The 11,339-nt window shown below is 62.2% G+C and carries 17 protein-coding genes; 8 read left to right on the top strand and 9 right to left on the bottom strand.

The window, feature by feature from the left end:
- Positions 1-119 precede the first annotated feature (119 nt).
- The gene (locus ARTSIC4J27_RS02245) at positions 120-644 is read right to left on the bottom strand and encodes a flavodoxin domain-containing protein (protein ID WP_050053589.1); all 525 of its coding nucleotides are present in this window, start codon (positions 642-644) and stop codon (positions 120-122) included.
- A gap of 670 nt (positions 645-1,314) precedes the next feature.
- On the opposite strand from ARTSIC4J27_RS02245, the gene ARTSIC4J27_RS02250 reads away from it, so the two are divergent.
- A complete protein-coding gene (locus ARTSIC4J27_RS02250) occupies positions 1,315-1,659 on the top strand; it encodes a hypothetical protein (protein ID WP_050053590.1) in 345 nt (114 codons plus the stop codon).
- Positions 1,660-1,745: 86 nt separating this feature from the next.
- Here ARTSIC4J27_RS02250 and ARTSIC4J27_RS02255 read toward each other — a convergent pair whose 3' ends face one another.
- A complete protein-coding gene (locus ARTSIC4J27_RS02255) occupies positions 1,746-2,609 on the bottom strand; it encodes a class I SAM-dependent methyltransferase (protein WP_050053591.1) in 864 nt (287 codons plus the stop codon).
- Positions 2,610-2,780: 171 nt separating this feature from the next.
- Between ARTSIC4J27_RS02255 and ARTSIC4J27_RS02260 the strand changes: the two genes are divergently transcribed.
- Entirely contained in the window at positions 2,781-3,185 is a 405-nt protein-coding gene (locus tag ARTSIC4J27_RS02260; protein WP_050053592.1) for an SHOCT domain-containing protein, read from the top strand.
- 58 nt (positions 3,186-3,243) lie between these two features.
- Here the strand turns inward: ARTSIC4J27_RS02260 and ARTSIC4J27_RS02265 are convergent, their stop codons facing one another.
- Entirely contained in the window at positions 3,244-3,807 is a 564-nt protein-coding gene (locus ARTSIC4J27_RS02265) for a dihydrofolate reductase family protein (RefSeq protein ID WP_050053593.1), read from the bottom strand.
- 167 nt (positions 3,808-3,974) lie between these two features.
- Between ARTSIC4J27_RS02265 and ARTSIC4J27_RS02270 the strand changes: the two genes are divergently transcribed.
- Positions 3,975-4,535 carry a hypothetical protein gene (locus ARTSIC4J27_RS02270; RefSeq protein WP_200900738.1) on the top strand — a complete coding sequence of 187 codons (561 nt, stop codon included), beginning with the start codon at positions 3,975-3,977 and terminating at the stop codon, positions 4,533-4,535.
- A gap of 686 nt (positions 4,536-5,221) precedes the next feature.
- Here ARTSIC4J27_RS02270 and ARTSIC4J27_RS22885 read toward each other — a convergent pair.
- The 3 genes from ARTSIC4J27_RS22885 to ARTSIC4J27_RS02285 form a co-directional block, all read right to left on the bottom strand.
- Positions 5,222-5,386: a hypothetical protein gene (locus ARTSIC4J27_RS22885; RefSeq protein ID WP_167344655.1), complete on the bottom strand. Its 165-nt coding sequence runs from the start codon at positions 5,384-5,386 to the stop codon at positions 5,222-5,224.
- On the bottom strand, positions 5,386-6,024 hold the full coding sequence (locus ARTSIC4J27_RS02280; RefSeq protein ID WP_050053596.1) for a hypothetical protein: 639 nt from the start codon (positions 6,022-6,024) through the stop codon (positions 5,386-5,388). Before ARTSIC4J27_RS02280 ends, ARTSIC4J27_RS22885 begins: the two co-directional genes overlap by 1 nt.
- Positions 6,025-6,136: 112 nt before the next feature.
- The gene (locus ARTSIC4J27_RS02285) at positions 6,137-7,375 is read right to left on the bottom strand and encodes an IS110 family RNA-guided transposase (protein WP_050053597.1); all 1,239 of its coding nucleotides are present in this window, start codon (positions 7,373-7,375) and stop codon (positions 6,137-6,139) included.
- Positions 7,376-7,794: 419 nt separating this feature from the next.
- Between ARTSIC4J27_RS02285 and ARTSIC4J27_RS22015 the strand changes: the two genes are divergently transcribed.
- The 4 genes from ARTSIC4J27_RS22015 (at position 7,795) to ARTSIC4J27_RS02300 (ending at position 9,529) form a co-directional block, all read left to right on the top strand.
- Positions 7,795-8,001, top strand: coding sequence for a hypothetical protein (locus ARTSIC4J27_RS22015; protein ID WP_083435275.1), 207 nt, complete (start codon positions 7,795-7,797; stop codon positions 7,999-8,001).
- 52 nt (positions 8,002-8,053) lie between these two features.
- Entirely contained in the window at positions 8,054-8,386 is a 333-nt protein-coding gene (locus tag ARTSIC4J27_RS02290) for a PEP-utilizing enzyme (protein ID WP_083435276.1), read from the top strand.
- 178 nt (positions 8,387-8,564) lie between these two features.
- A complete protein-coding gene (locus tag ARTSIC4J27_RS02295) occupies positions 8,565-8,993 on the top strand; it encodes a hypothetical protein (RefSeq protein WP_235436488.1) in 429 nt (142 codons plus the stop codon).
- A gap of 98 nt (positions 8,994-9,091) precedes the next feature.
- Positions 9,092-9,529 carry a hypothetical protein gene (locus tag ARTSIC4J27_RS02300; RefSeq protein ID WP_152683752.1) on the top strand — a complete coding sequence of 146 codons (438 nt, stop codon included), beginning with the start codon at positions 9,092-9,094 and terminating at the stop codon, positions 9,527-9,529.
- Positions 9,530-9,592: 63 nt separating this feature from the next.
- Here ARTSIC4J27_RS02300 and ARTSIC4J27_RS02305 read toward each other — a convergent pair whose 3' ends face one another.
- The gene (locus ARTSIC4J27_RS02305) at positions 9,593-9,940 is read right to left on the bottom strand and encodes a DUF5655 domain-containing protein (protein WP_152683753.1); all 348 of its coding nucleotides are present in this window, start codon (positions 9,938-9,940) and stop codon (positions 9,593-9,595) included.
- 69 nt (positions 9,941-10,009) lie between these two features.
- Complete coding sequence (locus ARTSIC4J27_RS02310) at positions 10,010-10,294, bottom strand: DUF427 domain-containing protein (RefSeq protein WP_050053601.1); 285 nt, start codon at positions 10,292-10,294, stop codon at positions 10,010-10,012.
- Positions 10,295-10,563: 269 nt separating this feature from the next.
- Between ARTSIC4J27_RS02310 and ARTSIC4J27_RS02315 the strand changes: the two genes are divergently transcribed.
- Entirely contained in the window at positions 10,564-10,869 is a 306-nt protein-coding gene (locus ARTSIC4J27_RS02315) for a hypothetical protein (protein WP_050053602.1), read from the top strand.
- A 26-nt stretch (positions 10,870-10,895) separates the two neighbouring features.
- On the opposite strand, the gene ARTSIC4J27_RS02320 is transcribed toward ARTSIC4J27_RS02315, so the two are convergent.
- The gene (locus ARTSIC4J27_RS02320) at positions 10,896-11,249 is read right to left on the bottom strand and encodes a hypothetical protein (RefSeq protein WP_152683754.1); all 354 of its coding nucleotides are present in this window, start codon (positions 11,247-11,249) and stop codon (positions 10,896-10,898) included.
- Between the last annotated feature and the right edge of the window lie 90 nt (positions 11,250-11,339).

Here is an 11,339-nt window from a genome sequence, read left to right on the forward strand (position 1 = left end):
CGGGGTGCCACCCGCTGCCCTTCGACTCCGACACGCGAGCGGACGACGACGGGAAGCCTCGCCGTCGTTCTCCCTTCTTTTACGCCACGCCACGCACCGTCCCCGCGTAGCGGCGGATGCTACAGCCGCGCCAGAAAGTCCTCCGCGAACCGCTTCACGCCGTCCCACTCGGTGTACACGTAGTCCCGGGCTGTGTCCGTGTCCGGAGAGCCCTTGTCGCTGGCAATCTTCTTCATGATGAGGCGCTTAATGAACCCGTACTGCGTGTAGAGCAGGGCACCGCTGAAGAGTGCCACCTGGGCCGGCCGCCAGCCCGTGTCTTCCTCGAACTTCTCGACGTAGCCCTCGGCGTTCTCCGTATCACCGTGGGCTGCCATGCTGACGGAAAACAGCGCCGATGGGAGCCGTTCCAGACTCTCCCGGTTCTTCTGCACGAAATCCCGCACGTAGTCCTCATGCTTGCCCAGGTGCACAGACGCCCCAACCAGCACGGCGTCGTATTCCTCGGGGATGTCAGCTCCTGCTTCCTTGATGTGCACGGCCTTGGCGGTATGGCCTTGCGCCTGCACCACATCCGCAATGAACTCGGCAATCCTGGCCGTCTGCCCCTCGACGGTTCCGTAGGGGATGTAGATGCTGGCCATCATGGCCTCCTTGAGGTTTTCAGGTTCTTGGCCCACTACCAGTTTGCCAATCCCCAAGGGTTCGGCTTTAGGGCCGAACGTCCCGGCCGCAGCCTGCTGAGCGACTGAAGGTACACCGCCACCATTGGATACGTGTTCAGGTTTCAGTGGGCCGCTGAGGGAGAACTTGGTTTGCTTTGATCAGGCTGGGGAGAAAAAGTGGCAACCCGGTGATTCTTTCCTCCCTTTTCGCATTAAATTCTACAATCCCGCACTTCTCTGGAGAAACTTTCGCTGCATTTGTTGGTCAATTCGAAAAATACCGAACCCGATTGGTCAGGCCTGCGCTCCACCGCTCGCTACCGCTGGCGGCGCAGTTTCGCGGACTGGCTTAAAAAATAAAAGTAGGTATGGTACTGGGTAACGCAAGCAAAGAAAGGCGTGATTCCGATGTCCGGAAAATCCCCCAAAAGCGGCGCTGCTAAAAAAGCCGGCAAGTCGATTCTCGAAAAAAGGGCCGACAAAAGGGCCAAAAACGAGAATAGCGAACTTAATTTCGCAAAGCCGCGCAAAAACCAACGCTAAATAGCCCGCGGGCAGCCGGAAAAGGGACTCCTAGCCCGAACGGCTGCCCGCGTCCCCGCGCGGCGGTCAGGCGCCGCACACCGGATCGAGCGTCAAGGACAACACCATGAACACTTCCTTCACGGCCCTAGTGGTCCCCGCCCCGCTGGCCCATCCCGTGCATATCCTGCCTGTGGAGCTGGACCTGGCAGCGCTGCGGCGGGTGGCGGCGGGGGACATTGGCCATATCGCCGGGACGGACTGGCATGCCTACCTGGACAGCGAGGGGATCAAATACGCCGAGAACCTCCGGGCGGAAGTCCTGATCCGCGAAGCCGGCGTTGACGTGGAAGCGACAATCCACGGAACGGCCTTGTTCCTGGGCCGGGCAGAGTCAGGGGAACACACCGACGCTCCGCGCCACTTGATCCGGCTTGCCGAGCAGCTGTTCGACATGCCGTTGGCCGCCTAGCCGGAATGGTCTTGGAGGGCGCAATGGCGGGCCCTACAAGAAGCAGCGTACGACGGCGGGAGGCTCCGCCGTCGTCCGCTGTTCTTTTATATGTCGGGTTCGCGCGGCGCCCCGTCCTCCTTCGCCTTCGACAGGGTGAATATCCCATAACGCATCGCACCGGTGCGATAGGCCAGGATCATGCGGGGCAGGCTTAGAGCGAAGAGGTTGCGTGCGCCAAGGGCCACGCGACGGGTCTCCCGGTCGACGATCAAGGCCTTCACAAGTCGACGGGCACAGATGGTCCAGGTGCGCGCGACGCGGCGGCTGACATCCTCGTAGCCCTCGACCACGAAACCCGCTGCCACTGCCATCGCCTCGTACTCCTCGCGCGTGCCCATCGAGGGCAGGCGCCCTTCGCGGCAGATCGGTTCAAGCAGGTGGCGAAGCTTCCAGCCGCTGGCACCAGTCTCGGCCAGCCACGCGCAGACCACGAAGCGGCCGCCGGGCGCGAGCACGCGATGCGCCTCGGCGAAGAACCTGGGCTTGTCCACCATGTGCTCGCTCGACTCGATGGCCCAGGCGGCGTTGGCCGAGGCATCGGGCAGCCCGTTGGCGAGCCAGTCGCGGAGCCGGATGTCCACGGCGGGTGCGGGATGCGCGGCGGCATAGCGGGCCTGCTCGACGGACAGCGTAAAGCCGGTGACGCTGACCTTGTGTGTCAGTGCGAGCTGCCTTGCCGTGGAGCCATAGCCGCAGCCGATGTCCACGCAATCCTCCCCGGGCATAAGGCGCAGCCGATCGCCGACGGTGTCTACCAGCGCCTCGACCGCCTCGGCGGGCGTCTCGCGGCCCGTCGTCCATAGGCCGTGGTGGACGTGCTCGCCCCACACCCGGCGATAGATCGGGTCGAGCTCGTCGTAGTGGTCCGCAACTGCCTCGGCATTCTGGGAAATAGTGGGGACGATCACGCCGTCACCCTACAACGCCGGTCCATGCGATCGTAAGGTCCCCGAGCTTGGTTGACAATCGGCAGGGTTTCCCGCGGCAGGGTAAGTCGGGGATTCTCCAGCGTTGCATGGGGAGGTTTGTGCGCTGGCCGGAGGATGTTCAATAGGTGTCCGCGGGGCTATTATCGGCAGATGAATGAGCACTTGGTTTCGACCGAGGCCGATGGATACACCTTCACGTTTGGTATTAGCCGATCGTCGCTGCGGATAGCTGGGCTTTGTGCAGTTGTTGCCGCGGCCTTCCTTGCTGTCTTGATAAACGCGACCGAGCCTTTCCGTGTCCCTTTGGGAATCGCGATGGGCGTCCTCGTAATCACCCTGCTAATCACCTATGCCGTCAACAGTTCATCGCGGACTCACGAGCTTCAGCCGGAGACGGCTAAACGCGCCAGAGGGCCACGGATGATGGTCGGCAAGATTATGGGTAAGGGATCGCTGGCGGCAGAGCTTGCCCTCCTTGCAGAACTGCATGGACGGGGCGCACTTACTGACGAAGAGTTCAGCGCTGGAAAGCGGCGCATCCTTGGAGACAGTTGAACCAGGGGCACAAGATCCTTGGGTGACACGAAGCCCTCGCCGATTCGACGTCACGCACTCAGCGCCTGGCCACATACCTCGTCATGAGTACACCGTCGGGAAACGTCCGCGTCTCCACCAGGCTCAGGTTCACCCAGTTGTCCAAGGCTGTGAAGAACGGCGTACCGCCGCCCACCAGGACCGGATGGGTGACGATCAGGTACTCGTCGATCAGCCCGGCCCGCATGGCCGCCGCGGCGAGTGTGGCACCCGCGATGTCCATCGAGCCGCCGTCGTCGGCCTTGAGCCGGGTGATCTCGGCGACCGCGTCGCCGGTAACCAGGCGCGTGTTCCAGTCGACAGCGGCGGTCGTTGAGGAGAACACCAATTTCGGCATGTCCCGCCAGCGGCGGGCGTACTCGATGTGGGCGGGTGAGGCGCCCGGCTGCTGGTCCGCCGTGGGCCAGTGGGAGCTCATCGTCTCCCACAGTTTGCGCCCGTACAGCGCCAGGCCCGTCGACCCCACCCGGTCGGACCACCATTGGAACAGCTCGTCGCTCGGCAAGCTCCAGCCCAGATCATCGCCGGGCCCGGCGATATAACCGTCCACGCTCACGTTCATGCCGAATGTCAGGTTGCGCATGGCGTCAGTCTCCCGCGGGTCGGCATCGTTGTACAGACCAGCACAGCCCGGAAAAGTCACTGGTCAGGCCACACCGACGGCCAGTAGGCCACCTGCTTTAGGATTGGCGGGTGATCGTGGCAGTGGAGGGCCCAAGCGCCGCCGGGAAGACGACCTGGTGTCGGGCAATGGGACGCGAGTTCGTGCCCGAGTATCTTCCAAACGGCCATGAGCCGGATGGATCGAATCGGGAGGCTCTTGCTGGATACTGGGTCGACGTCAACGCTGGCCGCTGGTCTGCGGCTCTCGCACTCGAGGCCACGCAAGGTGTCGCGGTATGCGACAGCGACCCGCTGAAGCTGCACTACGCCTGGTGCCTGGCCCGAATAGGGGCCGATTCTTCGGGGCGCTTTCTCGATGAGTACGCCTGCGTTCGGGAAGCTTTCAGCGTGCGCCGCTTGGGCTTCGCTGACGCTGTCATGATCACTCTTCCGGACGAGCAGATCCTCCGCCAGCGCAAGGCATCGGACCTAACACGGACGCGCCGCTCCTTCGAGCTGCACGTGCAACTCCGCAAGCCGTTGATCGAGTGGTATCGCCGACTTGATGAACTGCGTCCCGGAAGCGTGCTGTGGCAATTGCCCGCACAGAATGCTGATCTCAACGCCTTTGCAGGCGAAGCCCAGCTTAAGGACCGGTACGACCTTGAACTGCTCGACGTACTCGTCGGCAGTTTGCCTCCCATCTGAAGAAAGGGTTACCCCTGCTGCGCTAATCACGTGCCTGGTGATTAGCTGGGGAACATGGGACGGATCTAATCGTCGGCGTCTACGAAGACGACGTGCAGGTAGTCGTGGAGCCCCACACAGCAAGGCGCTGACTGGGCCCGCAGCTTAGCTGGTCAAACCTCGGTACAGGCACCCTTGGGGACTGACGGGTGTCCGTACAGCACGAAGCTGGTGCCGTCATCTTCCAGAACCGATACGTAGGTTGGCCGAACAGAGCCACTGCAGACTCGCAGATGGCGATCGCGGTCACGGCCGCCTCGGTGCCGGTGGCCGCCCGCGGGTCAACGACACTGGTCTCGATCCGGATCCTGCCCGGCTCGGTCTCAGTCACAGACTTGATTTGGCCCACCCAGCGCGCGTTCGCGTTTGCTGTCGTGAAGTCTGCAGTTTTGTTCGGTTCAGTGGCGGAACCGGGCACGGAGTCAGGAGCTGCGGCCGTTTGGCTGGCTGCACCGTGAGCGGGCGTAGCTGTTGTGGCTGCTGTCGTGGGCGTGGATGACGAACATCCGGTGAGCGATAGGCCAGCGAAAGCCGCTACAGCGAGGGCGGGAAAAACGTTGTTCACAGTTGTCCAAGCTCCGAAGGGCGGGGAACGCACCGCGCCCCGACTCCGAACCCGGCCACGGCTGCGAGCAGGCCCTGGACGGTCATGACCTTACGCCGCTGTCATCAAACGGAGGAACGTCCGCCATGTGCCGACGTTTCTCGGCCTGAAGGATGCCGTCCCGTACGGCGGCGCGGATGACGCCGTAGAGGATGTAGAAGAAGACCGCCGCGAAGACAACGGTCAAGACCAGACTGTCGAGAGCCATCATCCTTGCGTACCCTCCTCCGGCCAGTACTTCTGGGTGGCTGCCGCGGCCTCCCGAAGCTGGGTTCCGTCCACGACTACGGATGATTCCGGCATGCCAAGGGCGATCCACTGAGCCAGCAAGCGAATCTCCCCGGCCGGAGGAAGCGGCCACAGCCAGATTGTGCCGGTGCCCGAGAGCTCGTCGTCGCCTCCGCTGCCTCCTCCGTTATTCAGGGCAAGTGTCGGTGGCTCGGGATCCTGACCAATTCCCCTGAGGCTGTGGGGCCCTTGATAGGCAGTGCTGGCTTTGGAACCATTGGGGAACTGGACGCCGAACATCAAGGATGTCTGCTGTGACCGCCCTTGGCGGAAGCCCATCCCCGAGTGATGGAAGTGCTCCTGAAGATCAGTCCAGTCTTCGTCATTCTGGTCGACGCGTCGACATAGCCAGGACAGGCTGAAGGAGCAGCCGGTGGAAAACACCTCTGCGCTCTTCACGCCCACAACGATCGATGGACTGCGGTGCAGGAACTTGCCCACGTGTACGACGGCCGGCAGTTCATGAGCGGGAGGAGCCACCCAAGGCGGCGGGACGTATCTTGTCGACCGCGGCTGCGGCGGCAACGGCGGTACTGGAAAGCTCTGGAAGAAGGTCATGGTCATCCTTGGCCCGCTGGCGGCGACCGACCAGCGGAACAGCGGCGCGAGCCGCTCTGGATCCCCCAATCCGTCCTAACCATGCCAGTCTAATACGAAAGTAATTGGTGACTCAGGCTGCGGTGGCCGGGGTGATGGTGACGTCGAAGCCGAGGCTGTTGAGCTTTTTGATGGCGTTGTTTCGGGCTTTGATCGGGTCGAGACGGGTGAAGTGGTCGGCGCCGGGGTCGGCGTAGCATTCTCCGTCGGCGAGCATATGCCAGACGGCGGTGATGATGGAGTGTTCCAGGGACACGGTCGCTTTCATGGGCCCGCGGCGGGCGGCGATCCGCCAGTATTTTGCAGCGAGGTAGGTGTCCTTGCCCCGGGAAGCGGACATGGCCGCGATGCCGAGGGCGCCTTTGAGGTATTTGTTGCCGGGCAGGACGTGGGCTGACTTGATCCGTCCGGCGGATTCGTTGGCGCCGGGACAGACTCCGGTCCAGGAAGCGAGTCGGCCAGGTGTTTCGAAGCGGGACATGTCCGCGCCGGTTTCGGCGATGATCACGTCGGCGACTTTGAGTGAGACTCCGGGGATGGTGGCCAGGAATTCCCTGGCAGCACGAAAGGGCTCCATCGCTTCCTCGATCCGTCCGGTGAGCGCGTCGATGATGCGGGACTGGGCATCGATCTGGTCTAGATGCAGCCGGGCCATGAACGCGTGGTGCGCCTTGAAGCGGCCGGTGAGGGCCTCCACGAGCTCGGGGATTCTTGAGCGGAGGGTGCCTTTGGCGAGGCCGGCGAGGACTTCGGGGTCGCGTTCACCGCTGACGAGGGCCTCGAGCATCGCCCGGGATGAAACACCAGTGAGATCCGAGACCACGGAGGAGAGCTTGATCCCGGAGCCTTCCAGAAACTTTTCCAGGCGCTGGATCTCCCTGGTCCGGTCACGGATGGCAATGGCCCGGGCCCTGGTCAGGTCCCGCAGTTCCCGGATTGGCTCGGGCGGAACGAACGAGGCCCGAAGCAGCCCGTGCGCGCCCAACTGAGCGAGCCAGGCCGCATCAGAGACATCGGTTTTGCGGCCCGGGATGTTCCTTGCGGCCTTGGCGTTGACCAGGATCACCGGCAGCGTCTCTTCGAGGAGATAGAAGAAGGGTTTCCAGTAATCGCTTGTGGCTTCCATGACGACAGTGGTGACGTGCTCCTGTTCCAGGAAATCCCGCAGGGCAAGGATCTGCGCTGTGGTTGCGCCCCACGTAGTGACCGTGGAGGTATAGGTTCCGGCCCGTTCCCCCGGCAGCCGGAGACAGACCTTCGCGTCGCGTTTGGAAATATCCATTCCCGCGGCTCGCTCGTGCACGATATCCATGACTGTTCCTCCTGACAACCCGACTCGACCTTGGTGGCGTCTGCCGCGGGGAGGACAGGGAAAACAAAGGAATCTAACACTCGTGCTCCAAGGCAACAATCCACGGTTCCCGTGGAAGCCCTCCGCGCCACGCTAGCCCACAGGCTCAACCACGGCACCACAGACGGGTCGGCGTCCACCGCGGCAGACAACTCCATGATCCGCCCGAACCCTCATCCGCGGCCAGAGCCGGTGGCGACGCAAGCGCATACTTTCTCCCACCACGGCGCGACAGCGACGCTGGACCGCTAGCCCTGACACCCGCGCCCTTAACCTCTAGAGATTTGAATGGCCATGTTCTGATCGTTTGCGTTGCAACCTTGGGTTTTGTGGCGACGAAACCTAAGTTCGCAAAATCCCCCATGTGGTTGAGTAGGCCAATGGATAGCAACTACGTCAATGGGGGCGGCATGTGGTTCGCCATCGCGCTGATCAATGCCGGATTGGCCGAACAGAAGAACCGGAGCCGGCTGGCTTGGTTTTTCATCTCAATGTTCCTCGGGCCATTCGCGACGCTACTCGTTGTGGTACTTCCGCCGCCGGAAGTACAGAAGCCCAAACCCCGGCGTAGTACTGCATCAGGATGACGGTCAAGAATTCCTCCTGCGCATGGGTTTGCCGACACGGTAATTTTGGCTGATGACATCCTTTGGAACCGGTGCCAGCCCGGGGACCGTGTGCGGCACCGCAAGGACAGTTCGCAGCGTGGACGAATTTTCCACAGTGAAGCCCGGCGACATCCTTGTCTGCCGGACCACTGACCCTGCCTGGACACCGCTGTTCGGGCTGGCCGCTGCAATCGTGACGGAAACAGGCGGCATGCTTTCGCACGCCGCCATCGTGGCTCGCGAATATGGCATTCCCGCTGTTTTAGGGGTAGCCGGCGCCCTCGACCGTTTCCCGGCCGGAACCGCCATCGTGGTCGACGGAACCAGGGGAACCGTTACCGAAGCGCCGGCAAAGGGTCTGTGATGAGCTCGAACCAGCCCACGATGCTGCTCACCCTCCACTCCGTCAGGCTCCTCGGCTTCGCTGACACTGAGGCAGTTGTGGAAAGGTTTGGCCAGGATCCGCAACAAGTCGAACGCCTTCTCATCGAAGCCGGCTCGAAGGGGTGGGCCGTGCGCTCCTCATTCGGGGACTCGCGGGGATGGTCCCTGACTGTCGCGGGCAGGACAGAAAAAATGAACGGCTCCTGGCCGAGGAACTGGAGGCGGCGGGTGCACGTGCGTCGGTCACCTCCGTGCACGAGGAATTCGTGCCCCTGAACACGGATATAGTCGCCGCCTGCAGCCAGCTTCAACTCGACCGGTTGTTCCAGGAGAACCAGCCGGATCAAGGTCTGGACCACATGACGGCTCAAACCTTTACCGACGCCGTGGCATCCTTCCGCGGCCTGGAAACCCGCCTGGCTGGAGCGTTGCCGCGGTTCGGCGGATACGTGCACCGGCTCGACCAGGCGGTGGCAAACGCAGCCACAGAACCAGCCTGGTTGATCGCGACAGACCGCGATTCCTTTCACCGCATTTGGTTCGAGTTCCACGAGGACCTGATCGCCACTCTCGGCATACAGCGATAAATAACGCCCCCGGCTTACCGGAAAGGGCTATTGGGTTCCTCGTGCATATGGAATAGTGCGATAAATGACGGGGGGTAAGAATGACGAAGAACAGGTGTTTGCTGAATATTGCAATGGCGGCTTTCCTTGTGGCCGTTCCGGTCACGGGATGTGAAGCCAAAGAGCAGCCGGGAGTTGAGAACTTACAAGGATTCAGCTCCATGGATGAGGCTTACACCGCCGTCAATGACATCCTGGCCTGCGAAGGTGATCCTGTTGGTGATCCAATTGTTCCGATGGGCGATGGCATCAGGCTGGCCTCGGCACAGAAGCTGTGCTTTGAAAAGGTCCAGATAGACCTTTTTGCAGACGAGAAAGCATTTCGCGAAACCTACCAGATCTTGTCTGACTCCAACCAAGGCAAAATCCATCTCGTCCATGGGAAGAATTGGATGGTTGTCGATTTTACTGAAATGGCCACCGGCCAACCATCGACGAGTGACATCGAACGCCTGGCAGAAAAGCTCAACAGTGAGTATGTCGTCGTCGACTCTTAGCGGCAGCGGCCCAAACCAGCTTGGGGAGGCGATGATGCCGGCGCTTACGAAGCAGCCAACTGCTCAGCGTTGCTTACGGCCCCAGGCGGCTGAATCTTCAAACCAGCCGAGGGCGGCTACAGACTCAATATCGGCTGCGGTGCGCACTTCCACCTGGTGGGTGTATTTGTCGTGACGGAACCGAATGATGTCACGGACGAACGAGCCGTGGTGCTCCTCCCACATGTCCATGGTCAGCAGAGCTTTGCTCTTCGAGATGGGCGTGAGCCAGGTGAACTTCCGCGCCGCCCCGTAACTCACCTGGGTTCTTGAAAACTCTTCGACGATGTCGCTACCCAACCCGGACATCCGCGCTGAAAGCACATCGTAGATCTCCATGAGCGCGCCGGGGAAAAGCTGCTGTGCGTCCACACTCACCATGGTGGCCTATTTGCCCGGACGACGGCGGGAGGTTCCGCCGTCGTCCGTTGCTTTCTGTTCCTAAGCCTCGATGGTGACCCCGCGCCAGAACGCGATCCGGTCCTCGATCTGCTTTGCCCGCGGCTTTGTTTCCGGGTAGTACCAGGCCGCGTCCACGTTCTGCTTTCCGTCAACTTCGAGCGTGTGATAGCTGGCTCTGCCCTTCCAAGGGCAGATGGAAGAGAGGTCGCTGTCCCGTAGGTAGTCCGCGTTGACGGCGTCACGGGGGAAGTAATGGTTGCCCTCCACCACCACGGTGTCCGTGGATTCAGCGATGACTTTTCCGTTCCAAATAGCCCTGGCCATGCGTTCCCTTCCGTAAGCACCGCCGCGTTCAAAGGCGGCGCGGGTCGTAGGGATGCCAACGGCAGGGCGGACAGGAATGTTCCCAAACGTCACCGTCGCGGGTGGGATGAACGGCGGTGCTACCGCGGGCCGTGGTCGATCACGCAGAAGCGGTTCCCGTCAGGATCAGCGAGCACGATGAAGAAGTCAGGGTCGTCCGGACGGTGCTGCCGATGGTCAACATCCGCCCAGCCTAATCGCGGCTGACCACCCCGGCTAGACTCGCTTCCATGGGGGAAAACAACGCTGGCGAGCAGCCGAATATGCCAAAAAGAGCCAAAGTCCGTGCCGCCGTCCTGCCCTTCGCGGGCTTCGCGGCGGTGCTGGCAGGCGGGCTCATTGCCGTCCTGAACCGGGATTACATCGGCTGGTTCGCCTACGCACCGCTGAGCAATACGCCGTTCTCTGCCAACGGCGCTGCCCTCATAACCCAGGGAACCCAGATCGGCCTGGCGGTCGCCGTCGTGGGCCTGCTCCTGCTGGCGTTCTGGGCAGGGCACCGGATCGGCAGGAGAACCGGCGCTAAGAACCGGTAACGGGGGCCAAGGCCACCCGTCCAGTTTCACAGCAAGTGTGATCCACCGATCCTCAGCGTCCGGGCGAGGTTGTCCGCAAACTCCCGCAGCGCGGCTACCTCTGCTTCCTGGTAGCCGGCCTCGCGGTGGGCAAGTGCAGCTTCCAACTGGGCGGCCAGATGCCTCCTGTCGCGCGCGGAGACGGCTACTACATCGGCGGCCGTCTTGACCCTGCGGACGTTGAGCATTTCTGCCCCTCCCCATCGCTGCCCGCCCGGCATGAACTCGGCCCGCGTTAACTCCTTGAAGCGGGACGACAATTCAGCGAGCAGGTCGGATACTGCGGCGGGGTGGGACTGATCGTCTACCGTGATGTGGACGGCAATGGTGTGGCTGGTCATGGGGCACATCCCGTCTCCAAGGGGTCTTTGATTATCCCCTATTCCGGCCTGATCCGGCACCCCCTGGGTGATGGTGAGCGGACGACGGCG

The organism is Pseudarthrobacter siccitolerans (genome assembly GCF_001046895.1).
Lineage (GTDB): Bacteria > Actinomycetota > Actinomycetes > Actinomycetales > Micrococcaceae > Arthrobacter > Arthrobacter siccitolerans.